Source organism: Roseateles sp. FW301-B2 (assembly GCF_058788955.1).
Window position 1 is genome coordinate 14,324 of record NZ_JBYTBE010000023.1, and the last position, 21,264, is coordinate 35,587.

The 21,264-nt window shown below is 70.9% G+C and carries 22 protein-coding genes; 14 read left to right on the forward strand and 8 right to left on the reverse strand.

Annotated elements, in window-relative coordinates; genetic code table 11:
* The first annotated feature begins 61 nt into the window (after positions 1 to 61).
* Positions 62 to 994: a DMT family transporter gene (locus AC3WQY_RS16010; RefSeq protein ID WP_492709602.1), complete on the forward strand. Its 933-nt coding sequence runs from the start codon at positions 62 to 64 to the stop codon at positions 992 to 994.
* A 1-nt stretch (position 995) separates the two neighbouring features.
* Here AC3WQY_RS16010 and AC3WQY_RS16015 read toward each other — a convergent pair whose 3' ends face one another.
* Both AC3WQY_RS16015 and AC3WQY_RS16020 read right to left on the reverse strand, forming a co-directional pair.
* Positions 996 to 1,775: a substrate-binding periplasmic protein gene (locus tag AC3WQY_RS16015; RefSeq protein ID WP_492709603.1), complete on the reverse strand. Its 780-nt coding sequence runs from the start codon at positions 1,773 to 1,775 to the stop codon at positions 996 to 998.
* Positions 1,776 to 1,782: 7 nt separating this feature from the next.
* Positions 1,783 to 4,239 carry a cation-translocating P-type ATPase gene (locus tag AC3WQY_RS16020; protein ID WP_492709604.1) on the reverse strand — a complete coding sequence of 819 codons (2,457 nt, stop codon included), beginning with the start codon at positions 4,237 to 4,239 and terminating at the stop codon, positions 1,783 to 1,785.
* 138 nt (positions 4,240 to 4,377) lie between these two features.
* Between AC3WQY_RS16020 and AC3WQY_RS16025 the strand changes: the two genes are divergently transcribed.
* From AC3WQY_RS16025 to AC3WQY_RS16040, 4 genes are read left to right on the forward strand one after another with little or no spacing between them, the layout of a single operon-like run.
* Positions 4,378 to 4,731, forward strand: a complete 354-nt coding sequence (locus tag AC3WQY_RS16025; protein ID WP_492709650.1) for a DUF1924 domain-containing protein — start codon at positions 4,378 to 4,380, stop codon at positions 4,729 to 4,731.
* A gap of 15 nt (positions 4,732 to 4,746) precedes the next feature.
* Positions 4,747 to 5,208, forward strand: a complete 462-nt coding sequence (locus tag AC3WQY_RS16030) for a diheme cytochrome c (RefSeq protein WP_492709651.1) — start codon at positions 4,747 to 4,749, stop codon at positions 5,206 to 5,208.
* Between the two features lie 18 nt (positions 5,209 to 5,226).
* Complete coding sequence (locus AC3WQY_RS16035) at positions 5,227 to 5,898, forward strand: winged helix-turn-helix domain-containing protein (protein ID WP_285234547.1); 672 nt, start codon at positions 5,227 to 5,229, stop codon at positions 5,896 to 5,898.
* On the forward strand, positions 5,895 to 7,256 hold the full coding sequence (locus tag AC3WQY_RS16040; RefSeq protein ID WP_492709605.1) for an ATP-binding protein: 1,362 nt from the start codon (positions 5,895 to 5,897) through the stop codon (positions 7,254 to 7,256). Before AC3WQY_RS16035 ends, AC3WQY_RS16040 begins: the two co-directional genes overlap by 4 nt.
* Before the next feature lie 2 nt (positions 7,257 to 7,258).
* On the opposite strand, the gene AC3WQY_RS16045 is transcribed toward AC3WQY_RS16040, so the two are convergent.
* Positions 7,259 to 7,945, reverse strand: a complete 687-nt coding sequence (locus tag AC3WQY_RS16045; protein ID WP_285234545.1) for a DNA alkylation repair protein — start codon at positions 7,943 to 7,945, stop codon at positions 7,259 to 7,261.
* Between the two features lie 153 nt (positions 7,946 to 8,098).
* Here AC3WQY_RS16045 and AC3WQY_RS16050 point away from each other — a divergent pair, with 153 nt between their 5' ends.
* Positions 8,099 to 9,655: a thioredoxin family protein gene (locus tag AC3WQY_RS16050; RefSeq protein WP_492709606.1), complete on the forward strand. Its 1,557-nt coding sequence runs from the start codon at positions 8,099 to 8,101 to the stop codon at positions 9,653 to 9,655.
* Here AC3WQY_RS16050 and AC3WQY_RS16055 read toward each other — a convergent pair.
* Both AC3WQY_RS16055 and gstA read right to left on the reverse strand, forming a co-directional pair.
* Positions 9,652 to 10,233 (reverse strand): NUDIX hydrolase, encoded by a 582-nt coding sequence (locus AC3WQY_RS16055; protein WP_492709607.1) that lies wholly within the window; start codon positions 10,231 to 10,233, stop codon positions 9,652 to 9,654. The two genes, AC3WQY_RS16050 and AC3WQY_RS16055, sit on opposite strands and share 4 nt — an antisense overlap.
* Positions 10,230 to 10,838, reverse strand: coding sequence for a glutathione transferase GstA (gstA, locus tag AC3WQY_RS16060; RefSeq protein ID WP_285234542.1), 609 nt, complete (start codon positions 10,836 to 10,838; stop codon positions 10,230 to 10,232). The genes AC3WQY_RS16055 and gstA overlap by 4 nt, the downstream gene beginning before the upstream one ends.
* Positions 10,839 to 10,939: 101 nt before the next feature.
* Here gstA and AC3WQY_RS16065 point away from each other — a divergent pair, with 101 nt between their 5' ends.
* From AC3WQY_RS16065 to AC3WQY_RS16080, 4 genes are all read left to right on the forward strand, one after another.
* A complete protein-coding gene (locus tag AC3WQY_RS16065; protein WP_285234541.1) occupies positions 10,940 to 11,410 on the forward strand; it encodes a MaoC family dehydratase in 471 nt (156 codons plus the stop codon).
* A 96-nt stretch (positions 11,411 to 11,506) separates the two neighbouring features.
* Positions 11,507 to 12,973, forward strand: a complete 1,467-nt coding sequence (locus AC3WQY_RS16070) for an alpha/beta fold hydrolase (RefSeq protein WP_492709608.1) — start codon at positions 11,507 to 11,509, stop codon at positions 12,971 to 12,973.
* Positions 12,970 to 13,764: an ABC transporter ATP-binding protein gene (locus tag AC3WQY_RS16075; protein ID WP_285234539.1), complete on the forward strand. Its 795-nt coding sequence runs from the start codon at positions 12,970 to 12,972 to the stop codon at positions 13,762 to 13,764. Before AC3WQY_RS16070 ends, AC3WQY_RS16075 begins: the two co-directional genes overlap by 4 nt.
* Positions 13,761 to 14,951: an ABC transporter permease gene (locus AC3WQY_RS16080; protein WP_492709609.1), complete on the forward strand. Its 1,191-nt coding sequence runs from the start codon at positions 13,761 to 13,763 to the stop codon at positions 14,949 to 14,951. Before AC3WQY_RS16075 ends, AC3WQY_RS16080 begins: the two co-directional genes overlap by 4 nt.
* A 20-nt stretch (positions 14,952 to 14,971) precedes the next feature.
* Here the strand turns inward: AC3WQY_RS16080 and AC3WQY_RS16085 are convergent, their stop codons facing one another.
* Complete coding sequence (locus AC3WQY_RS16085) at positions 14,972 to 15,247, reverse strand: DUF4902 domain-containing protein (protein ID WP_285234537.1); 276 nt, start codon at positions 15,245 to 15,247, stop codon at positions 14,972 to 14,974.
* A 248-nt stretch (positions 15,248 to 15,495) separates the two neighbouring features.
* Between AC3WQY_RS16085 and AC3WQY_RS16090 the strand changes: the two genes are divergently transcribed.
* From AC3WQY_RS16090 to AC3WQY_RS16105, 4 genes are all read left to right on the forward strand, one after another.
* Positions 15,496 to 16,215, forward strand: coding sequence for an autoinducer binding domain-containing protein (locus AC3WQY_RS16090; protein ID WP_492709610.1), 720 nt, complete (start codon positions 15,496 to 15,498; stop codon positions 16,213 to 16,215).
* Between the two features lie 116 nt (positions 16,216 to 16,331).
* Positions 16,332 to 16,487 (forward strand): hypothetical protein, encoded by a 156-nt coding sequence (locus tag AC3WQY_RS16095; protein WP_285234535.1) that lies wholly within the window; start codon positions 16,332 to 16,334, stop codon positions 16,485 to 16,487.
* 38 nt (positions 16,488 to 16,525) lie between these two features.
* Positions 16,526 to 17,782, forward strand: a complete 1,257-nt coding sequence (locus AC3WQY_RS16100) for an HlyD family secretion protein (RefSeq protein ID WP_285234534.1) — start codon at positions 16,526 to 16,528, stop codon at positions 17,780 to 17,782.
* 4 nt (positions 17,783 to 17,786) lie between these two features.
* Positions 17,787 to 19,931 carry a peptidase domain-containing ABC transporter gene (locus tag AC3WQY_RS16105; RefSeq protein WP_492709611.1) on the forward strand — a complete coding sequence of 715 codons (2,145 nt, stop codon included), beginning with the start codon at positions 17,787 to 17,789 and terminating at the stop codon, positions 19,929 to 19,931.
* 18 nt (positions 19,932 to 19,949) lie between these two features.
* Here AC3WQY_RS16105 and AC3WQY_RS16110 read toward each other — a convergent pair whose 3' ends face one another.
* The gene (locus tag AC3WQY_RS16110; protein ID WP_285234532.1) at positions 19,950 to 20,930 is read right to left on the reverse strand and encodes a Bug family tripartite tricarboxylate transporter substrate binding protein; all 981 of its coding nucleotides are present in this window, start codon (positions 20,928 to 20,930) and stop codon (positions 19,950 to 19,952) included.
* 50 nt (positions 20,931 to 20,980) lie between these two features.
* Positions 20,981 to 21,247 (reverse strand): YkgJ family cysteine cluster protein, encoded by a 267-nt coding sequence (locus AC3WQY_RS16115; protein ID WP_285234531.1) that lies wholly within the window; start codon positions 21,245 to 21,247, stop codon positions 20,981 to 20,983.
* Positions 21,248 to 21,264: the final 17 nt, after the last annotated feature.

Here is a 21,264-nt window from a genome sequence, read left to right on the forward strand (position 1 = left end):
AGCGACTCTAGTGGATGGCCCCGGCCCTGCGCGTCCCCGAAAGCTGCGGCATGATGCCGCGATGCATAACCCGACGCCCGCGCCCGCCGGCCGCAGCTCGCTCATCACCGGCCTGCTCATCGTCATCATCTGGGGCCTGAATTTCCCGATCCAGAAGGCCTTGCTGACGGCCATGCAGCCCGAGGGTTTTCTGTTCCTGCGCTTTGCACTCATGCCGCTGCTGGTGCTTGGCCTGCTGCTGCAGCGCTATGGCCTGGCCTGGCCGCGCGTGTCGCGTGGCGATGCCTGGGCACTCACGCGACTGGGCTGCCTGGGCCAGGGCCTGCACCTGGCGCTCTCCAGCTACGGCATCCATTTCTCCACGCCCTTTTCCAGCTCGGTGCTGCTGGCCTGCGGGCCGGTGTTCACCCTGCTGATCCTGCGCGCCTACGGCCTCGAGCGGCTGCAGCGCGCCCAGCTGATCGGCATCGCGCTGGCGGCGCTGGGCGCCCTGGTCTTCATGTCCGACAAGCTTGCCGGCGGGCAATGGCGCGCCAGCGGCGGCGATCTGGTGCTGCTGCTGGCGGCCGCGCTGTTCTCCTATTACACGGTGGCGGCCAAGCCGCTGATCGAACGCCATGGCGCGGTGCTGGTGATGTGCTACGCCAGCCTGGCCACCACCCTGCCGGTGCTGGCCTACGCCACGCCCGTCGCGCTGCGGGTGGACTGGGCCGGCGTCTCGCCCTGGCTGTGGCTGGGCGCGGCCTGGGCCATCGTGATGATCGGCTTCGTCAGCTGGCTGGGCTGGGGCTGGGTGAATGCGCAACGCGGCGTGGCGCGCACCGCGCCGCTGATCTACCTGATGCCGCCCATCGCCGGCCTGGCGGCCTGGCTCAGCACCGGCGAGAGCTTCACCGCCGTCAAGCTGGCGGGCGCGGCGCTGACCCTCTCGGGCGTGGCGCTGGCGCAGTTCGCGCCGCATGCGGCGGTGGTGGCCGCGCCCGCGCCCGATTGAGCTACTCCTTCAAATACTTGTCGTAGATCGCCTGCACCCGACCGGCGTCCTTCATGTGCTTGAGGCCGGCATTGAAATCGTCGCGTACCTGGCGGCTGCGGAACACCGGGCGGTAGTCCATCGGGTTGGGCACGGTGAAGGCATGCTCGTCCACCGGCGCGATCGCCACGCCCTCGCGTTTGAGCTGCAGGGCGAAGTACTTGAAGATGCTGCGGTCGCTCAGCACCAGGTCGTAGCGGCCCAGCATCAGGGTCTTGACTTGGGCCGCCTGGTCGTTGACCTCCAGATAGCGGCCGGCGCGCTTCACCGGCTCCAGCCATTCCGGAAAACGCGTCGCGGCGCCGCTGAAGGACACCACCGACAGGCCCGCCAGGTCGGCCGGCTTGCGGATGTTGAGCCCGCGGCTGTGCAGGCTGATGAAGACGTTGTCGTAGAGCACCGCGGTGTCGCCGTAATGGCCGCCATGCGCGCCCAGGTCCTGGCCCAGATCGGTCATGGTGGCGTCGACCGAGCGGTCCTTGAAGGCCAGCGGCACGCGCGCAAACGGGTAGTAGCTGGGCTTGAGCTGGTGGCCCTTGTAGGCCAGCGCCTCGCGTATCACCTCGACCTCGATGCCCGAGTTGGTCTGCGGGAAGCAGAAGGGCGGGATCTTCTCGCCGAAGGCCATCGTCACCTCCACCGCCGGGCAGGCCGGGGCCGCGAGTGCGCCCAACAGCGCCAGGGCCCAGGCCCTGCCGACGCTTTTTTCGCTTGCCCGCAGCGCGCTCGTCCACATCGCCATCACGCTATCACAGCCTCCGGCGCGCCAAGGCCTTCATGGCCTCGAGCAGCAGCCACACCAGCAGGCCCAGGCCCAGCGCCGCCAGCAGCTGCGGCGGCGGCATCGTCGCGAAGCGGAACACCTCGCGCAGCGGCGCCAGGCCCAGGGTCGCGGCGAGCAGCGCGGCGGTGGCCAGCAACATGCTCCACAGCATCGCGTTCGGCCGCAGCCAGGCCTGCAGCAGGCTGCTGCGCAGATTCCGGTTCGCCAGGATCAGGCCGATATTGCAGGCCACCAGGGCCACGAAGGCGAGGCTGCGCGCCTGCTCGGCGCTGAACTGCTGCGCCAGCAGCCAGCCGAACAGGCCGGCCACGGCCAGCAGCACCAGCAGGCCCTGGGCCGCGCTCCAGGCCATCAGGCCGGCGGAGAACAGCGGCGCCTGCGGGTCGCGCGGCGGCCGCCGCATCACATCGCCCTCCTCGCGCTCGGCCTCGAACACCACCGAGCACACCGGGTCGATCAGCAGCTCCAGAAAGGCGATGTGGACCGGCCCCAGCAGCACCGGCCAGCCCAGCAGCAGGGGCAGCAGCGAGAGCCCGGCGATCGGCACATGCACGGCCAACACGAAGGCCATGGCCTTGCGCAGGTTGTCGAAGATGCGCCGCCCCAGCCGCACCGCCTGCACGATGGAGGCGAAGTTGTCGTCCAGCAGCACCAGGGCCGCGGCCTCGCGCGCCACGTCGGTGCCGCGCCCGCCCATCGCGATGCCGATATGCGCGGCCTTCAGCGAGGGCGCGTCGTTGACGCCATCGCCGGTCATCGCCACCACCTCGCCCTGGGCCTTCAGCGCCGCCACGATGCGCAGCTTCTGCTCGGGCCGGATGCGCGCAAACACCTGGTGGCTGCGCACCGCCGCGCGCAGCTGGGCCTCGCCCATCCCGGCCAGCTCGGGGCCGGTGAGCACGCCGGCCGTCGCCGCCAGCCCGGCCTGCGCGGCAATCGCGCGCGCGGTCTCGGCATGGTCGCCGGTGATCATCAGCACGCGCAGGCCGGCGGCGCGGCATTCCTCGATCGCGGCCGGCACCTCGGGGCGCAGCGGGTCGGCAAAGGCCACCAGGCCCAGCAGCTGCCAGGCAAAGCCGTCCGGCGCGGCCGGCCAGTCCTCCTGCCCCTGCCAGCCCGCGCGCGCCACCGCCAGCACGCGCAGGCCGCGCGCCGCCATCGCCTGCGCTTGCGCCGCCAGCGCCTCGGCCTGCGCGGCGGGCAGGCGGGCGAGGCTCAGCACCGCCTCGGGCGCCCCCTTCACCGCCACCACCACGGCGCCCGCCTCGTCGTGCCAGACATGGGTCATGGCCGGCAGGCTGCTGCTGAGCCCGTATTCATGCACCAGGCGCCAGCCCGGGTGCAGGGGCGCGGGCGGCTGCTGGCTGCGCGCGCGCTCCAGCAGCGCGCGCTCCATCGCATCGAAGGGCTCGCGCTCGCTGGCCAGCACGGCAAACTCCAGCAGCTCGGCCGGCAAGACCTGACCCCAGGGCTGCAGCTCGGCCACCGCCATCTGGTTGAGCGTGAGCGTGCCGGTCTTGTCGGTGCACAGCACGGTGGCCGAACCCAGCGTCTCGATGGTGGCGGCGCGGCGCGTCAGCACGCGCTGGCGCGAGAGCCGCCAGGCGCCCATCGCCATGAAGACGGTCAGTATCAGCAGGAACTCCTGCGGCAGCATCGACATCGCCAGCGAGATGCCCGCCAGCACGGCGGCCAGCCAGTCGCCGCGCGCCAGGCCGTAGAGCAGCACCAGGCCGGCGCTCAGCGTCAGGCCCAGCAGCGCGAACACGCGCACCAGCCGGCGCGTCTGGCTGCGCAGCGGCGAATCGGGGCTGGCGATCTCGGCCAGCGCGCTGCCGATGCGGCCGATCTCGCTGGCCGCGCCGATCGCCGTCACCTCGGCCAGGCCCTGGCCACCCACCACCATGGAACCGGCCAGCACCGCCTCGCCCCGCGCCTTCAGCACCGGCAGCGACTCGCCGCTGAGCAGGGACTCGTCGGCCTGCAGGTCGTAGGCCTCGAGCAGGCGCGCGTCGGCGGCGATGCGGTCGCCCTCGGCCAGCACCAGCACATCGCCGCGCACCACCGCCGTGCCGGCAATGCGCTGCGGCGCGCCATCGCGCAGCACCAGGGCGCGCGGGCTGGTGAGATCGCGCAGCGCCTCCAGCACGCGCTCGGTGCGCTGCTCCTGCACCAGGCTGATCACCACCATCAGCACCACAAAGGCCAGCAGCATGAGCGCCTCACGGCGGTCGCCCAGCAGCAGATAGATCAGGCCGGCTGCCAGCATCAGCTGCAGCATCGGCTCGCGCACCAGCTCGGCCAGCATGTGCCAGAGCGTGCGCGGGCGCGGCGGCGTGAGCTGGTTGGGGCCGTCCTGCGCCAGGCGCGCGGCCGCTTGCGCGGCGCTCAGTCCTCGGGGCGTCGTGTCGCTGGCTGCCATGGTGCAGCGATTATGCGAGCCGCCCGCGTTAAGAAAGCGCTAAGCGGCACGGCCCAGCATGTCGGACATCAAGGAGTCGACATGCGAAGCAAGACCTGGCACCTCATCTTCATTGCGCTGCTGGCCGTGGCCGGCAGTATGGTCAACGGTATGGCCGGTGCCGCCACGCCGGCCGAACAGCTGGCCGCGCTGAGCGCCCAGGCCGGCACCGCCGGCGACCCGGCGCGCGGCCAGCGCCTCTTCACCAGCAAGCATGGCGCCGAGTGGAGCTGCTCGTCCTGCCATGGCGCCCTGCCCACCCAGGCGGGTCGCCATGCCAGCACCGGCAAGCCGATCGCGCCGCTGGCGCCGGCCTTCAACCCCGAGCGCTTCGGCGATGCGGCCAAGAGCGAGAAATGGTTCCGCCGCAATTGCAAGGACGTGCTGGGCCGCGAATGCAGCGCCGGCGAGAAGGCCGATGTGCTGGCCTGGCTGATCACGCTCAAACCCTGAGGACCGATGATGAACATGAAGAGCTTTACGCTGCTGCTGGCGGCGGCCCTGCTGCCCGCCGCCGCCGCCCGCGCCGATGGCGAGCGCCTGCGCCCCGCCACCGCCAACCCCAGCTACCAGCAGGAATGCGGTGGCTGCCACCTGGCCTATCCGCCCGCCCTGCTGCCGGCCGCCTCGTGGCAGCGCATCACCGCCGACCTCGGCAAGCATTACGGCAGCGATGCCTCGCTGGACCCGGCCACCACGCAGACGCTGACGCGCTGGCTGCTGCTGAACGCCGGCAGCGGCAAGCGCGCCCGCGAGGCACCGCCGCAGGACCGCATCACGCGCGCCGCCTGGTTCCAGCGCAAGCACGACGAGCTGCCGGCCGGCGTCTGGCAGCGCCCCGCCATCAAGAGCCCGGCCAACTGCGCGGCCTGCCACACCGGCGCCGAGCAGGGCGACTTCAGCGAGCACCGCGTGCGCGTGCCGCGCTGAACCACCAATAATCACCCCATGCGCATCCTTCTTGCCGAAGACGACCCCCTGCTGGGCGACGGCCTGCGCGCCGGCCTGCGCCAGCTCGGCTTCTCGGTGGACTGGGTGCGCGACGGCCCGGCCGCCGAGCGCGAGCTGCGCGCCGAGCCCTATGCCGCCGCGGTGCTGGACCTGGGCCTGCCCGGCCTGGACGGCATGGAGGTGCTGGCCAGCGTGCGGCGCGCGGGCGTGAGCCTGCCGGTGCTGGTGCTGACGGCGCGCGACGCCATCCCCGAGCGCATCCGCGGCCTCGACCTGGGCGCCGACGACTATGTGCTCAAGCCGGTGGACCTGCATGAGCTGGCGGCGCGCCTGCGCGCGCTGGTGCGCCGCGCCCATGGCCAGCCGCAGGAGCTGCTGCGCGCCCAGGGCGTGGTGCTGGACCCGGCCGGGCGCAGCGTCAGCCTGGACGGCCAGCCCGTCACGCTGGCCACGCGCGAGTTCGATCTGCTGCAGCTGCTGATGCTCAACGCCGGCCGCGTGCTCTCGCGCGAGCAGCTGGAGCAGCAGCTCTATGCCTGGGGCCAGGAGGTGGAGAGCAATGCCGTCGAGGTGCATGTGCACCACCTGCGCCGCAAGCTCGGCGCCGGCCTGATACAGACGGTGCGCGGCGTCGGCTATCTCTTGCAGCGCGAGGCAGCCAAGCCATGAGGCCGACCTGGCCGCGCCCGCGCTCGCTGCAGGCCCGGCTGCTGGCGCTGACCCTGGGCCTGGTGCTGGGCGCCTGGCTGGCCAGCGCACTGGTGGTGTGGCTGGACACGCGCCACGAACTCGACGAGCTGCTGGACGCCCACCTGGCGCAGGCCGCCGCCCTGCTGGTGGCCCAGCAGGTGCACGAGATGGCGGACGAGCATGGCGCGGGCGTGGACGCGCCCAGCCTGCACCGCTACGCGCCCAAGGTGGCCTTCCAGGTCTTTCATGAGGGCCGGCTGGTGCTGCGCTCGGCGAATGCGCCGGCGGCGCCGCTGGTCGATGCCGCCGCGGGCTTCCGCAGCGGCCTGCGCAGCGTGCGGGTTGGCGGCGAGGCCTGGCGCGTGTTCGCCGCCCATGGCAGCGAGCGCGATGTGCAGGTCTATGTGGGCGAGCAGCTCGCCTCGCGGGCCTCCATCGTCTGGGCGGTGCTGCGCGGCATGCTGAGCCCGATGCTGCTGGCCCTGCCCCTGCTGGCCCTGGCGCTGTGGTGGGCGGTGCGGCGCGGCACCCTGCCCCTGCGCGCCCTGGGGGCACAGCTGCGCCAGCGCCGCCCCGACAGCCTGCTGGCCCTGCAGCTGCCGGACGCGCCGGCCGAGATGCGGCCCATGCTGGACGCGCTCAACGCCCTGTTCGAGCGCATCGCCGCGCTGCTGGAGGCCGAGCGCCGCTTCACCGCCGACGCCGCACATGAGCTGCGCACCCCGATCGCCGCGATCCGCGCCCAGGCCCAGGTGGCGCTGGGTGCGAGCGAGGACGGCGAGCGCCGCCATGCCCTGCAGGCCACGCTGCAGGGCTGCGACCGCGCCGGCCGGCTGGTGGAACAGATGCTGACCCTGGCCCGGCTGGAGGCCGAGCAGGCGCCGGCGGGCGCGCCGGTGGACCTGCTGGCGCTGGCGCGCCGCGTGCTGGCCGAGCTGGCACCGGCGGCCCTGCAGCAGGGGCAAGACCTGGCCCTGGAGGGCGAAGCCCCCTGCCCGGTGGCCGGCAACGAAACCCTGCTGGCGGTGCTGCTGCGCAATCTGGTGGACAACGCGCTGCGCTACAGCCCGGCCGGCGCACGCGTGCGCGTCAGCGTCGACCAGGCCGCCGGCGCCACCCGGCTGCTGGTGGCCGACAGCGGGCCAGGGCTGGACGCGGCGCAATGCCAGCGCCTGGGCGAGCGCTTCTTCCGCGTGCTGGGCAGCGGCCGCGACGGCAGCGGCCTGGGCTGGTCCATCGTGCGCCGCATCGCCCAGGCCCAGGGCGCCCGCATCGAGCTGGGCCGCAGCGCCGAGCTGGGCGGGCTGGAGGTGCGGCTGAGCTGGCCGGCCGCCTGAACTCAGGCGCCGCGCCGGCGCTGAAGCTCACGCAGCGCGTCGGCCGCGATCCAGCGCGCGCTGGGCTCGGGGCGCTCGCGCAGCCGCTCGGCTGCGGCGATGGCGGCGCTGCACAACGCGCTGTTGCGCTTGCCGATCTGGCGCAGCGCCCAATTGACCGACTTCTTGACGAAGTTGCGCGCGTCGCCGGCGGCCGCGTCAATCAGCGGCAGCATGGCCTCGAAATCGGCATCGGGGCGCGCCTTGTCGTGCACCGCCAGCACGGCCAGCAGCGAGAAGGCGGCGCGCTTGGCGAATTCCTCGCGGCGGCGCGCCCACACCGGGATGCGCGCCCAGGCCAGCGGCGAGCGGCGCAGGGCGTTCAGGCAGGCCTGATCGCACACATCCCAGGCCTGCATGCCGGCGACCCAATGGTTCAGCTGCGCCAGCGTGAACCGTGAGGGCTCGGCCAGCAGCGAGGCCAGGATCTGGGCATCGGGAATGCCGCTGTCCCACAGGGCCAGCGCCAGCTCATGGTCGGGGCCCAGGCGCTTGCCGAGCGCACGCAGGCTGGGCACGGCCAGGCCCAGCCGGCCGGCGCCGGTCAGGCCGAAGCGCGCCATGCCGGCCAGCTGATCGGGGCGCGCTTGGGCCCGCAGGGCCGCCAGCGCCTCTTGAAGGCGCTGCGCCAGGGGCACGGAGGGATGCATTTCGGCCATCGGGCGGGGGGCGGAGCAGAATGAGTTGGCAGCATAAGCTCAGGCGCAGCCCGACTATCGGCAGCCGGCGCCAACGCGGACAATCAGCCTCTTTCCAGCCAACCATGGCCGGCTCACAAGGGCGGCCCCGGGGACTCACGCACCATGATGAAACTCTTCACGCCCATCGCCCTCGCGGTCACCCTCAGTCTGGCCGCGCCGCAAGCGCATGCCGCCGCCAGCGCCAGCATCGCCTGGCAGGAGGCCGCCGGCGACAGCGATGTCGACAAGGCCTTTGCGCAGGCGCGCGGCGAGAAGAAGCCGGTGCTGCTGTACTGGGGCGCCAAGTGGTGCCCGCCCTGCAACCAGCTCAAGGCCACGCTGTTCAACCGCCAGGACTTCATCGAGCAGACCCGCGCCATCGTGCCGGTGCATATCGACGGCGACGTGCCCGGCGCGCAGAAGCTGGGCACCCGCTTCAAGGTGCGCGGCTACCCGACCATGATTCTGTTCAGCCCCGACGGCCAGGAGCTCACGCGCCTGCCCGGCGAGGCGGATGCGCCGCAGGTGCTGAAGGTGCTGCAGCTGGGCCTGGCCGGCGGCCGCCCCATCAAGGCGGTGCTGGCCGATGCCAAGGCCGGCAAGAAGTTGTCAGCGAATGAATGGAAGCTGCTGAGCTTCTACTCCTGGGAAACCGACGAGCAGCAGCTGGTGCCGGTGGCCGAGCGCGCCGGCCTGCTGGCCCAGCTGGCCGCGGCCAGCCAGGGCGTGGACGGCGAGACCACCACGCGCTTGTGGCTCAAGACCCTGGCCGCCAGCGACGATGGCAAGGGCGTCAAGCCCGACAAGGCCTTGGGCGACAAGGTCAGGGCGGTGCTGGCCAACCCCGCCGAGTCGCGCCTGCACATGGATGTGCTGACGAATGGCGCGGCCGACATCGTCAAGACCCTGACGCCCGCGGCCGGCGCCGAGCGCAAGGCCCTGGTGGCCGCCTTCGAGACCACGCTCAAGCGCCTGGAGGCCGATGCCACGCTCTCGCGCGCCGACCGCATCACCGCGCTGATCGCGCGCGTGGACCTGGCGCGCCTGGAGGTGGCGCCGAGCGAGCTGCATCCCAAGCTCAGCGCCGGCCTGGTGAACGAGGTCAAGGAACATGCCGCGCGCGCCGACCGCGAAATCACCGACGGCTACGAGCGCCAGGCCGTGATCACCTCGGCCGCCCATGTGCTGGGCCAGGCCGGGCTCTGGAAGGACAGCGACGAGCTGCTCAAGGCCAGCCTCACCAAGAGCCACTCGCCCTACTACCTGATGAGCTCGCTGGGCGGCAATGCCAAGAAGCAGGGCCGCAAGGACGAGGCGCTGAAGTGGTACGAGGAGGCCTTCAACAAGAGCGAGGGCCCGGCCACGCGCCTGCAATGGGGCTCGGGCTATTTCGCCGCCCTCACCGAGCTGGCGCCGCAGGATGCCGCCCGCATCGAGAAGACCGCCGCCCAGCTCTTCAGCGAGGCCGCGCAGGACAAGGGCAGCTTCTACGAGCGCAGCGCGCGCTCGCTGCAGAAGGTGGGCGGCTCGCTCGCCAAGTGGAACGCGAACGGCCAGCATGACGCCGTGCTGGCGCGCCTGAAGAGCCAGCTGGACGGCATCTGCGCCAAGGTGGACGCGGCCGACAAGCAGCGCGAGACCTGCGAGAGCCTGGTGAAGACGCCGGCGAAGAAGGGCTAAGCCAGCAGGGACGCCAGCTTGCGCAGCACGGTGCGCAACCTGTCGCTGGGCAGACTGCCGAGTTGCGCCAGCGGCCGCCAGGCGGCCGCATGCACCTCGTCCAGCTGGGCGCTGAGTGCCTGCGGCGCGGCAGCGTCTTGATTCGCCAGCGCCAGATAGGCGTAGTCGTGGTGCCAGTGCGCGCCCTCCTGCTTGCGCGGGTTGGCGGGAATGGCATGGCTGTCGATGTCCAGCGGCAGACCTTGCAGCGCCGGGTGGGCGCGCAGGCCCTGCACGCCGGTCTCCTCGGCCACCTCGCGCAGCGCCGAGTCCCACAGCGAGCCCGGCGCCTCGTAATGGCCGCCGGGCTGCAGCCAGCGATCCAGCGTCTTGTGATGGATCAGCAGCACCCGGCTCAGGTTGGCGTCCAGCACGATCGCGCTGGTGGTGATGTGGCCGCGCATATTGGCGCGGCCGAACACATCGCCGCCGTCTTCGGCGAGCTGCGCCGCGAGCGCGGCCAGGCGCGCCGCCTCGTCGGGGTAGCGCGCCAGATAGCCTGCGAGCTGCCCGGCCGCTTCGGCGCGCTGGCCCGTCACTTCAGCAAACCCTCGGCCTTCATGGCTTCGACCACGGCCGGACGCGCCGCCACACGGGCGCGGTAGGCCACCAGGTGCGCCAGGCCGCTCACATCCACGCCCACGTACTGGCCCCAGTTGGAGACGGTGAACAGATAGGCGTCGGCGGCGGTGAAGGTATCGCCCATCAGGTACTGCTTGCCTTCCAGCTGCTCGTTGACCCAGGCCAGGCGCTCGCCCAGCTTGGCGCGCGAGATCGCCTTGGAGGCCTCGGGCACGTCGGGGTTGAAGAGCGGCGAGAAGCCCTTGTGCAGCTCGCTGGTGATGAAGTTGAGCCATTCCTGCTGGCGGTAGCGCGGCCAGGTGCCGGCGGCGGGCACGAGGTTCTTGGCGGGCACCTGGTCGGCGATGTATTGCACGATGGCCGGGCCTTCGGTGAGGCGCTCGCCGTTGTCCAGCTCCAGCACGGGCACCGAGCCCTTGGCATTGATGGTGTAGAAGTCCGTGCCGTCCTGCAGCTTCTTGGTCTTGGTGCTGGCCAACACCAGCTCGAAGGGCAGACCGGCTTCGCGCAGCACGATGTGGGGCGACAGCGAGCAGGCGCCGGGGCTGTGATAGAGCTTCATATTGACATTTCCTCTCTGGATTCGATGGGAGCTCGGACGATACGCGCTTGTTGATAACCCGGTGACAGCGGCTGCGGCCGGGCTGTGCTAGAAGCGCTGGCATGAGCAACACACCGACCTACGCCTTCGAGGACTTCCAGCCCGGCCGCAGCTTCGAGTTCGGCCAGCGCGTGGTAGACCGCGAGGAACTGCTGCGCTTTGCCGCCGCCTACGACCCCCAGCCCCTGCATCTGGACGAGGCCGCCGCCGAGGCCTCGGTGCTGGCCGGGCTCTCGGCCAGCGGCTGGCACACCTGCGCCATGACCATGCGCATGATGTGCGACGCCTATCTGCTGGACTCCACCAGCCAGGGCTCGCCGGGCATCGACGCGCTGCGCTGGCTCAAGCCGGTGCGGCCGGGCGACACCCTCAAGGTGCGCATGACGGTGCTGGAAGCGCGCCAGAGCAAGACCCGACCCCAGATCGGCCTGGTGCGCTCGGGCTGGGAGGTCTTCAACCAGCATGGCGAGCCGGTGATGACGATGGAGGGCTGGGGCATGTTCGGCCTGCGCCAGCCGCCAGCCGCCGGCTGAATCCGACAGCTCGTCGGCGCCGTTTGCCATTCGGGACATGACCGAGGCGGCGCCGGGCCGCGCTGAACATAATCCGCCCCACCAAGGAGGACGGATATGTTTCCCAACAGAGAGGCGCTGGCGCTGCTGATCGCGGCGCTGGGCACGGCGGCCCATGCCGGCACCGCACCCTGCCGCATCGAGGGCGTGCCCACCGAGCTGCAATGCGGCCAGCTGGCGCGCCCGCTGGACCCCGCCAAGCCCCAGGGCACGCAGATAGCCATCCACTATCTGGTCGTGCCGGCGATGGCGCGCAACAAGCTCCCCGACCCGGTGCTGCTGTTGGCCGGCGGCCCCGGCCAGAGCGCCATCCAGGTGGCGCCCCTGGTGCTGCCGCGCCTGGCGCGGCTCAACAACCGCCGCGACCTGGTCTTCATCGACCAGCGCGGCACCGGCCGCTCCGCCCCCCTGCAATGCGCGGACGACAGCAAGCTGCCGACCGCCGAGGCACTCGACGGCAAGGCCATGCAGCAGCGCCTGGAGCAATGCCGCGCGGATCTGCAGAAGCTGCCGCAGGGCGATCTGCGCCAGTACACCACCGCCATCGCGATGCAGGATTTCGACGCCGTGCGCGCCGCGCTGGGCGTCGCGCAATGGAATCTGGTGGGCGCCTCCTATGGCACGCGCGCCGCGCTGGAATACCTGCGCCAGTTCCCGCAGCAGGTGCGCCGCAGCGTGATCGATGGCGTGGCCCCGCCCGACATGGTGCTGCCGGCCAGCTTCTCCACCGACGGCCAGGCGGCGCTGGACGCGGTGTTCAAGAGCTGCGAGGGCGATGCCGCCTGCCAGGCGCGCTACCCCGGCCTGCGCGCCGAATGGGCCGGCCTGCTGCAAGGCCTGCCGCGCAGCATCAGCCTGCAGCACCCGCTCAGCGGCGAACCCGAGCGCCTGACGCTGACGCGCGAGATGCTGTTGCGCGCGGTGCGCATGCCGCTCTACGTGCCCAGCCAGGCGGCCGCCCTGCCCGCCGCCATCCATGCGGCGCACCAGGGCCGCTTCGAGGGCATTGCCGGCCTGGGCGGCGCGATCGCCGGCAAGGGCACGCGCCTGGCCATGGGCATGCATTTCTCGGTGGTCTGCGCCGAGGACATGCCGCGCCTGGCGCAGAGCAGCGACCAGCCCGGCAGCGACTTCGGCCGCAGCGATGCCGAGCTCTACGGCCAGGTGTGCAAGCACTGGCCGCGCGGCGAGGTGCCCGCGGCCTTCTACAGCCTGCCGCCGGCCAAGACCCCGGTGCTGCTGCTCAGCGGCGGCGCCGACCCGGCGACGCCGCCACGCCATGGCGAGCGCGTGGCCAAGGCGCTGGGCGCGCAGGCCCTGCATGTGGTGGTGCCCGAGGCCGGCCACGGCGTGATGGGCATCGGCTGCATGGGCGAGGTGCTGACCCGCTTCATCGACGCCAAGGCGGATGCCGAGGCGCTCAAGGTCGATGCCGGCTGCGCCACCCGCATCCCCCGCCCCACCCCCTTCCTGCCGGTGCAGGCAGCCAAGTCGGCCACCGGTACGGAGGCCAGCAAGCCATGATCAAGATCAGCCAACTCAGCAAGCAATTCGTCACCCGGCCGGGCGGCTCGGTGTTCAAGCGCGCCCCCAAGCAGATCGTGCACGCGGTGCGCCAGGTCGACCTGGACGCGCCCAACGGCCGCATCACCGGCCTGCTGGGCCCGAACGGCGCCGGCAAGACCACCACCCTGCGCATGCTGGGCGGCCTGTTCCCGCCCGACCAGGGCGAGATCGGCGTGGACGGCATCGACGTGAAGCGCCAGCCGCGCGCGGCGCTGGCCCGCATGGGCATCCTGGGCGACGCGCATGGGCTCTACCCGCGCCTCTCGGCGCGCGAGAACATCGTCTATTTCGGCCAGCTGCAGGGCATGGAGGCCGACGCCGCCAACGCGCGTGCCGAGGCCCTGGCCGAGCTGCTGGACATGCGCCACATCCTGGACCGCCGCAGCGAGGGCTACAGCCAGGGCGAGCGCATGAAGACCGCGCTGGCGCGTGCGCTGGTGCACGACCCCGCCAACATCGTGCTGGACGAGCCCACCAACGGCCTCGACGTGCTCGCCACCCGCGCCCTGCGCGAGGCGCTGCGCCATCTGCGCTCGCCCGCCGGCGGCAGCAAGTGCATCGTCTTCTCCAGCCACATCATGCAGGAGGTGGAACAGCTCTGCGACCACGTGGTGGTGGTGGCGCACGGCCGCTCGGTGGCCCAGGGCACGGTGCCCGAACTGCTGGCCCAGGCCGGCGAGAGCCGCTTCGAGGACGCCTTCGTCAGGCTTGCCTTCCACCCCGATCACAGCCAGGAGGCTCAGGCATGAGCAGCACCAAGCTCCACACATTCATGCGCCCCTTCAAGGTGGTGTTCCTCAAGGAAGTGGTGGACGCGCTGCGCGACCGCCGCACCCTCTTGCGCCTGCTGATCCCCTCGGTGCTGATGGGGCCGCTGCTGCTGCTGGCGCTCTCGGGCCTGATCGCCTCGCTGGAGGAGCGCGCCGAGCTGCGCCAGATCCAGGTGGTGGGCATCGAGCATGCGCCGACGCTGCGCAACTTCCTCGAGCGCCAGACCTACACCATCAAGCCGGCCCCCGCCGACTACGAGGCCCAGCTGCGCGCCACCACCCTGCTGGACCCGGTGCTGGTGGTGGGCAAGGACTTCGAGCAGGAGCTTGCCGCCGGCGACCAACCCACGCTGACCCTGGTGACCGACAGCGCCAACCAGCGCGCCAGCGCCGGGGTGGGCACGCTCACGCGGCTGCTGCAGGGCTTCGGCCGCGAGCGTGCGCGCACCCAGCTGGCGCTGCGCGGGGTCTCGGCCGAGCTGCTGCAACCGGCGACCGTGGAGGAGCGCGATCTCGCCAGCACCCAGGCGCGCGCGGCACGCCTGACCGGCATCATCCCGATGTTCATCATCATGGCGGTGCTCTATGGCGCGCTCACCGCGGCGCTGGACAGCACCGCCGGCGAACGCGAGCGCGGCTCGCTCGAGCCGCTGCTGATGAACCCGGCGCCGCATATGGCGCTGGTGCTGGGAAAATGGGGCGCGGTGGCGCTGCTGGGCATGGCCGTGGCCCTGCTCGCCAACCTGAGCTTCATCCCGGCGCAGCAGCTCATCAAGAGCGACAGCCTGCAGGCGATGTTCCAGTTCGGCTGGCACGAGGTGACGAGCTTCCTGCTGCTGCAGCTGCCGCTGGCCGCCGGCCTGGGCGCCGCGCTGATGGCGATCGCGATCCGCTCCAAGACCTTCAAGGAGGCGCAGGCCAGCAGCACCATCATCATCACCCTGGTGGGCCTGGCGCCGATGGTGAGCCTGCTCAACCCGGGCGGCGAGGCGGCCTGGTACTACTGGGTGCCGGGCCTGGCCCAGAACACCCAGATGATGCTGGTGCTGAAGGGCGAGGCCCTGGACCTGGCCAAGCTGCTGCCGCCGATGCTGGTGGGCGCGGCGCTGACGGTGGCCTGCCTCGGCTACGTTGCGCACTCGATGCGCAACGCGGTGTCGCGCTAAACGTCAATGCACCCCCAGCGTCAATGCACCCCCAGCGCGCGCTGCACCTCGCTCTGCCAGGGCAGCGCGTGCACGATCTCGTTGAGCTGGCGCACCGATTCCATCGGCGCCAGCACCTCGCCGGCGGTGTTGATCAGCTGCAGATTGGTGATCAGCGCCATCGGATCGGCCATCGCCACCACGCCATAGGGCAGGCGCACCCAATCCCAGGCCACCCCGGCGGCCCCATGGCCCGACTCGCCAAACCACAGGGTTTGCCCGGTGGACGGCCGCGCCGCGTCGCCCGCGACCAACACCCGGGTACTTAAATGAGCGAACTGCAGGCAAGGTGCGCGCTCTGCTTCGCACAATATCCGCGGCCATGCGTACACAATCCAAGCTGGCGTCATCTGCTTCGTTGAAGTTGAGAGGTTAGGTCTGAGCGACCCGTCCGGGCAGTTTCGGAACTTGCTCACTTCGCCGATAGCTGTAAACCTTGTCAGGGAGATGCACGCGAGGGCTGCAGTTGTGCCCGTCAATGGGCTTTGCGAATGTGGAAGGTGCGATGCTGCAGGGTGTGTACCAGTCGGTGCTGGAGGCGCGAACCCGGGATGAGTTCCGCGGGGAGGTCGTGCGCTTCGCCGGCGGCCTGGGCTTCGAGACCGTCGCGGCAACCGCGGTGATCGACCACGCCGTCAGCGAAACCCAGTTCGTCACCGTCGACAACATTCCCAGCACCTTCTCCGACGCCTTCGTGGACCAGGAAAGCTGGCGCGTCGACCCGGTGATGCAGCATTGCAAGCGTCAGAGCGTGCCCATCGTCTGGGATCAGGGCACCTATGTCGGCAACGGGCTGGGCGATCTCTGGGAAGAACAGGCACCCTTCGGTTTCCGCACTGGCATCGCCATGGCGCTGCATTTGCCGGAGGGGCGTCACTTCATCCTGGGCGTGGAGCGCGACCAGGCCCTGCCGCGCAACAGCGGCGAACTCACGCGCATGGTGGCCGACCTGCAATTGTTCGCCGTGCATGCGCAGGAGGCGGCATGGCGCGTGCTGATGCCCGCGATCAGCGAATCGGCCCACAGTGGCGCGCGGCTGACGCCGCGCGAGCTCGAAGCCCTGCGCTGGACCATGGAGGGCAAGACGGCCTGGGAGGTCGGCGCCATCCTCAGCATCAGCGAACGCACCGCCGTGCTGCACATCAACAATGCCATGCACAAGCTGGATTGCAGCAACAAGCATCTGGCCGTGCTGAAGGCCCTGCGCCTTGGCCTGATCCGTTGATTTCTCCCTTGCGCCAGCGACGCTGTCCCTGTAAGAGTTGACAGTTACGAGCCTCCAGACGCACTGCTCCAATTTGATCAACGCCCCTCTCGCGTTGCACCAAACAGGAGTCCCGCATGGAACAGCTCGCACAACATCTGCCTTCACCCCGCCCTGAAGCCACCGAGCAAGACCGCGTCACGCGCGAGTTGCTGCAGGAATTGCCGCTGGAGCTGCTGGAGCAGGTGGGCGGTGGTTCGGGCCCGATCGAAACGCCGCGCCAAGGCTGGTAAGGCCCTCGCAGGCGCAGTTTCGCGCCCGCAAATTCTCGATGGCCAAGCTGTTCAGAGCACAGGCGCTCGCAGTCGCACAACAGACCGGGCTGGGCAGCATCAGCCTGCATCGCCCCCTGCCCCTCCATCTGCTCACGGCCGCGGCCCTGGGCAGCTTGGTGCTGGTGGGCATGTTTCTCTGCACCGCCGAATACACCCGCAAGGCCCGCGTGAGCGGCTATCTGGTGCCCGACCGCGGGGTGCTGCGCATCGCGCCGCCGCAGGGCGCCACGGTGCTGGCCAGGCCGGTTGGCGAGGGCCAGAGCGTCAAGGCCGGCGAGGTGCTGTTCGTGCTCGCGCTGGACAGTGCCAGCCAGACCGGCGAGGGCATCGCGCAAAGCCTGGCGGAGCGCGAGCAGTCGCTGGGTCAGGCCGCGGGCCAGCAGCAGCAGCTCGCGCGCGCGCAGGCGCAGGCGCTGGAGCTGCGCGTGGCCGGCCTGCAGCGCGAGCTGGCGCAGATCAGCACCGAGGCGAAGCTGCAGCAGGAGCGGCTGGCCCTGGCCGAACAGGCGCAGGCCCGCCTGGAGGCGCTGGGCCGCGACCAGTTCGCATCCAGCGCCCAGGTGCAGGCCAAACGCGAGGAGTTGCTGGGTTTGCAAGCTCAGCAGCAGGCCCTGGCGCGACAGCGCGAGGGCCTGCACAGGGAGTTGCTGAGCTTGCAAGCCCAGCAGCGCGAGCTGCCGCTGCGCCAGCAGGTGCAGCAGGGCGAGATCAGCCGCGACCTCGCCAGCCTCAAGGCCCTGGGCCTGGAGACCGAGGCGAAGCGCCGGCTGGTGCTGCGCGCGCCCAGCGATGGCATCGTCAGCACGCTGCAGGCCGAGCCCGGCGAGCCGGTGGCGGCGGGCGCGGCGCTGGCCAGCCTGCTGCCGGCGCAGACCCGCATGCTGGCGCAGCTCTACGCGCCCAGCAGCGCGGTGGGCTTTGTGCGGCCGGGCCAGGCGGTGCAGCTGCGCTACCAGGCCTTTCCGTACCAGCGCTTCGGCCAGCAGAAGGGTCAGGTCTTGCAGGTCTCGCGCACGCCGCTGGGCGCCAGCGAGCTGGCCAAGCTGGCCCTGCCCGCCACGCTCAGCCAGGGGCCGGCGAGCGAGCCGCTCTACCGCATCACCGTGCAGCTGGAACGGCAGACCGTCGAGGCCTACGGGCAGGAACAGGCGCTGGCGGTGGGCATGCAGCTCGATGCCGATGTGCTGCTGGAGCGCCGCCGCCTGATCGAATGGATTTTCGAACCCCTCCTGAGCCTGGCACGCCGTGTCTGAGCACATGCCTGCGCATCTTCTTCATCGACTGAATCTGGGCCCGGGCCGCGGCCCGCGCATGGCCGTGGTGTTGCAGGGCGAGGCCACCGAGTGCGGCCTGGCCTGCCTGGCCATGGTGGCCGGCGCGCATGGCCAGCGCTGGAGCCTGGCCGAGTTGCGCGGCCGCTTCGCGGTCTCGCTGAAGGGCGTGACCATGGCCGGGCTGGTGCGCATGGCCGGCCAGCTGGGCCTCGCCGGCCGCGCGCTGCGCGCCGAGCCGGAGCAGCTCGCGCAGCTGCATTTGCCCTGCGTGCTGCACTGGGACTTCAATCACTTCGTGGTGCTCAGCGAAGTCGGCGCCGGCGGCGCGCTGATCCTCGATCCGGCGCGCGGCGAACGCCGCCTGAGCCTGGCCGAGCTGGGCAAGCATTTCACCGGCGTGGCGCTGGAGCTGCGCCCCGGCCAGGCCTTCGCCCCCAAGGCCGCCGCGCCGGCGCCGCGCTGGCGCGAACTGCTGGGCCGCATCAGCGGGCTGAAGCGCTCGCTGGCGCAGATCCTGGCGCTGGCGCTGGCGCTGGAGCTGCTGGCCCTGCTCTCGCCCTTCCTGCTGCAATGGGTGGTGGACGGGGTGATCGTCAGCGCCGACCGCGATCTGCTCGTCACCCTGGGCCTGGGCTTCGGCCTGCTGGTGCTGCTCTCCGGCGCCATCGGCGCGCTGCGCTCCTGGGCCGTGCTCTACCTCTCGGCCTCGCTGAATCTGCAGTGGCTGACGAATGTGTTCGCCCATCTGCTGCGCCTGCCGCTGGCCTGGTTCGAGAAGCGCCATATGGGCGACATCTGGTCGCGCTTCGCGAGCGTGCAGGAGATCCAGAAGACCCTCACCGGCAGCTTCATCGAGGCGCTGCTGGACGGCACCATGGTGCTGATCACGCTCGCGATGATGGCCGTCTACAGCGCGCGCCTGAGCGCACTGGCGCTTGGCGCCGTGGCCGGCTATGCGCTGCTGCGCTGGGCCTTCTTCCGGCCGCTGCGCGAGGCGGCGCAGGAGACCCTGGTGCACGAGGCGCGCCAGAACAGCCATTTCCTGGAGAGCCTGCGCGGCGCCCAGGCCATCAAGCTCTTCAACGCCCAGGCCGACCGCGGCTCGCGCTTCGCGAACCTGGTGGTGGAGCAGATGAATGCCAGCCTGGTGGGGCGCAAGCTGGACCTCTGGATGGGCCTGGGCAACAAGCTGCTGTTCGGCCTGGAGCGCGTGGCCATCGTCTGGCTGGGCGCCCTGCTGGTGCTGGACCGCGAACTTTCGGTGGGCATGTTGTTCGCCTTCCTGGCCTACAAGGAGCAGTTCAGCCTGCGCGTCAGCGCGCTGATCGACAAGGCGGTGCAGCTGAAGATGCTGCGCCTGCAGGGCGAACGCCTGGCGGACATCGTGCTGAGCCCGGCCGAGGCGGCGGCCAGCGCCGCGCCGCGCCCCCTGCCCGCGGACGCCGGCCTGACGCTGACGCGGGTGCATTTCCGCTATGCCGAGGGCGAGGCCGAGGTCATCAGCGGCTGCGACCTGCAGATCGCCGCCGGCGAATCGGTGGCCATCGTCGGCCCCTCGGGCTGCGGCAAGACCAGCCTGCTGAAGCTGATGCTGGGCATCCACACGCCGCAGCAGGGCGAGGTCCTGGTGGGCGGCGTGCCGCTGGCACAACTGGGCCTGCAGCATTGGCGCGAGCAGATCGGCACGGTGATGCAGGACGACCAGCTCTTCGCCGGCAGCCTGGCCGACAACATCTCCTTCTTCGACCCCGAGGCCGCCCCCGGCTGGGTGGCCGAATGCGCCACCCTGGCCTGCGTGCACGAGGACATCGCCGCCATGCCGATGGGCTACCAGACCCTGATCGGCGACATGGGCTCCAGCCTCTCGGGCGGCCAGCGCCAGCGCGTGCTGCTGGCGCGCGCGCTCTACAAGCGCCCGAAGTTCCTGTTCCTGGACGAAGCAACCAGCGCGCTGGACCCGGAGCGCGAGCGCCAGGTCAACGCCAGCCTACGCCAGCTCTCACTTACGAAGATAGTGATTGCTCACAGGCAGGAGACCATCGCGGCGGCGCAGCGCGTCATCAACCTGCAGGGCGGGCGCGTCATGCAGGACCTGCGCACGGTGGCCAGCCCGGGCGCGCAGGCCTGATGCCAAGCCCTAGTGCATTCAATCGGGCTTGATCTTGGCGCGCGCCACTACCGCCTTCCAGCGCTGCTGCTCCTGGGCGATGAAGGCGGCGAATTGCGCCGGCGTGTTGCCCACCGCCTCGGCGGCGTCGTTGCTGAGACGCTCGCGCGAGCCGCTGGCGCGTATCGCCTTGGCAGCCTCGCTGGCGAGCTTGTCGAGGTTGGCGTTGGCCATGCTGGCCGGCGCCATCAGGCCATACCACTGCGTCATCTCGAAGCCGGGGAAGCCCTGCTCGGCCACGGTGGGCACATCGGGCAGCTGGGCCAGGCGCTCCTTGGAGCCGGTGGCAATGCAGCGTAGCTTGCCGGCCTTGATGAACTGCATGATGGCCGGCGCGCCCACCGAGGCGGCCTCCAGGCGGCCGGCGAGCAGATCGGTCAGCTGCGGGCCGGTGCCGCGGTAGGGTACATGCAGGATGAAGAGGTTGCCGGCCATCTTCAGGTATTCCATCGCCAGATGGCCGGCGCTGCCATTGCCGGCCGAACCGTAGTTGTAGCGGCCGGGGTTCTTGCGCACCAGCGCGACGAACTCCTTCAGGTCCTTGGCAGGCACATCGGGGTGCACCACGTAGAGGCTGGGCACCTTGGCCAGCAGGGTGACGGGCTTGAAGTCCTTGTTGGGGTCGTAGGGCAGCTTGTCGTAGATGTACGGATTCACCGCCAGGGTGCCGACATGGCCCAGGATCAGGGTGTGCTGGTCGTCGGAACGCGCCACCTCGCCCATCGCGATATTGCCGCCGCCGCCGGGCTTGTTTTCCACATAGACGGTCTGGCCCAGGGTCTTGGTGAGCTCGGCCGCGGTGGCGCGCGCCACGATCTCCGAACTGCCACCGGGTGCGAAGGGCACCACCAGGCGGATGGAGCGGCTGGGCCAGCCGGCCTGGGCCACCGCGGGCAGGCCCAGCAGGGCAGCACCACCGGCCAGGCCGGATTGAAGCAAGAGGCGGCGATCGAGGGTCATGGGGCTGGTCTCCGTATGGGCTTGTCGGCCCAGTCTATACAGCCCCGCTGTCAAGGTGCTGTCTCGCGCTCCATCCAGCCCAGCCAGCGCATCGCCTGTTCGCGCGATTCGCCACACATCAGCTCGCTGGGCTGCAGCGAGCCGCACACGGCGGGGCGCTCGGGGCGGCCAAAGATCTTGCAGCGGTCCTGCTCGTCGAGCTGGATGCAGCGCACGCCGGCCGGCTTGCTGATGCCATTGACCAGGGGCATGCCGGGGATGGGCGAGCTGATGGAGGGCGCGATGCAGCAGGCGGCGCAATGGTCACGGCAATTCATCGCGATATTGTCGATGC

Excerpts from the sequence above, each read along its gene's own strand:
- AC3WQY_RS16010 (WP_492709602.1), top strand. The coding sequence starts at position 62 with ATGCATAACCCGACGCCCGCGCCCGCCGGCCGCAGCTCGCTCATCACC.
- AC3WQY_RS16015 (WP_492709603.1), bottom strand. The coding sequence starts at position 1,775 with ATGGCGATGTGGACGAGCGCGCTGCGGGCAAGCGAAAAAAGCGTCGGC.
- AC3WQY_RS16020 (WP_492709604.1), bottom strand. The coding sequence starts at position 4,239 with ATGGCAGCCAGCGACACGACGCCCCGAGGACTGAGCGCCGCGCAAGCG.
- AC3WQY_RS16025 (WP_492709650.1), top strand. The coding sequence starts at position 4,378 with ATGGTCAACGGTATGGCCGGTGCCGCCACGCCGGCCGAACAGCTGGCC.
- AC3WQY_RS16030 (WP_492709651.1), top strand. The coding sequence starts at position 4,747 with ATGAAGAGCTTTACGCTGCTGCTGGCGGCGGCCCTGCTGCCCGCCGCC.
- AC3WQY_RS16035 (WP_285234547.1), top strand. The coding sequence starts at position 5,227 with ATGCGCATCCTTCTTGCCGAAGACGACCCCCTGCTGGGCGACGGCCTG.
- AC3WQY_RS16040 (WP_492709605.1), top strand. The coding sequence starts at position 5,895 with ATGAGGCCGACCTGGCCGCGCCCGCGCTCGCTGCAGGCCCGGCTGCTG.
- AC3WQY_RS16045 (WP_285234545.1), bottom strand. The coding sequence starts at position 7,945 with ATGCATCCCTCCGTGCCCCTGGCGCAGCGCCTTCAAGAGGCGCTGGCG.
- AC3WQY_RS16050 (WP_492709606.1), top strand. The coding sequence starts at position 8,099 with ATGATGAAACTCTTCACGCCCATCGCCCTCGCGGTCACCCTCAGTCTG.
- gstA (WP_285234542.1), bottom strand. The coding sequence starts at position 10,838 with ATGAAGCTCTATCACAGCCCCGGCGCCTGCTCGCTGTCGCCCCACATC.
- AC3WQY_RS16065 (WP_285234541.1), top strand. The coding sequence starts at position 10,940 with ATGAGCAACACACCGACCTACGCCTTCGAGGACTTCCAGCCCGGCCGC.
- AC3WQY_RS16070 (WP_492709608.1), top strand. The coding sequence starts at position 11,507 with ATGTTTCCCAACAGAGAGGCGCTGGCGCTGCTGATCGCGGCGCTGGGC.
- AC3WQY_RS16075 (WP_285234539.1), top strand. The coding sequence starts at position 12,970 with ATGATCAAGATCAGCCAACTCAGCAAGCAATTCGTCACCCGGCCGGGC.
- AC3WQY_RS16080 (WP_492709609.1), top strand. The coding sequence starts at position 13,761 with ATGAGCAGCACCAAGCTCCACACATTCATGCGCCCCTTCAAGGTGGTG.
- AC3WQY_RS16090 (WP_492709610.1), top strand. The coding sequence starts at position 15,496 with ATGCTGCAGGGTGTGTACCAGTCGGTGCTGGAGGCGCGAACCCGGGAT.
- AC3WQY_RS16095 (WP_285234535.1), top strand. The coding sequence starts at position 16,332 with ATGGAACAGCTCGCACAACATCTGCCTTCACCCCGCCCTGAAGCCACC.
- AC3WQY_RS16100 (WP_285234534.1), top strand. The coding sequence starts at position 16,526 with ATGGCCAAGCTGTTCAGAGCACAGGCGCTCGCAGTCGCACAACAGACC.
- AC3WQY_RS16105 (WP_492709611.1), top strand. The coding sequence starts at position 17,787 with ATGCCTGCGCATCTTCTTCATCGACTGAATCTGGGCCCGGGCCGCGGC.
- AC3WQY_RS16110 (WP_285234532.1), bottom strand. The coding sequence starts at position 20,930 with ATGACCCTCGATCGCCGCCTCTTGCTTCAATCCGGCCTGGCCGGTGGT.
- AC3WQY_RS16115 (WP_285234531.1), bottom strand. The coding sequence starts at position 21,247 with ATGAATTGCCGTGACCATTGCGCCGCCTGCTGCATCGCGCCCTCCATC.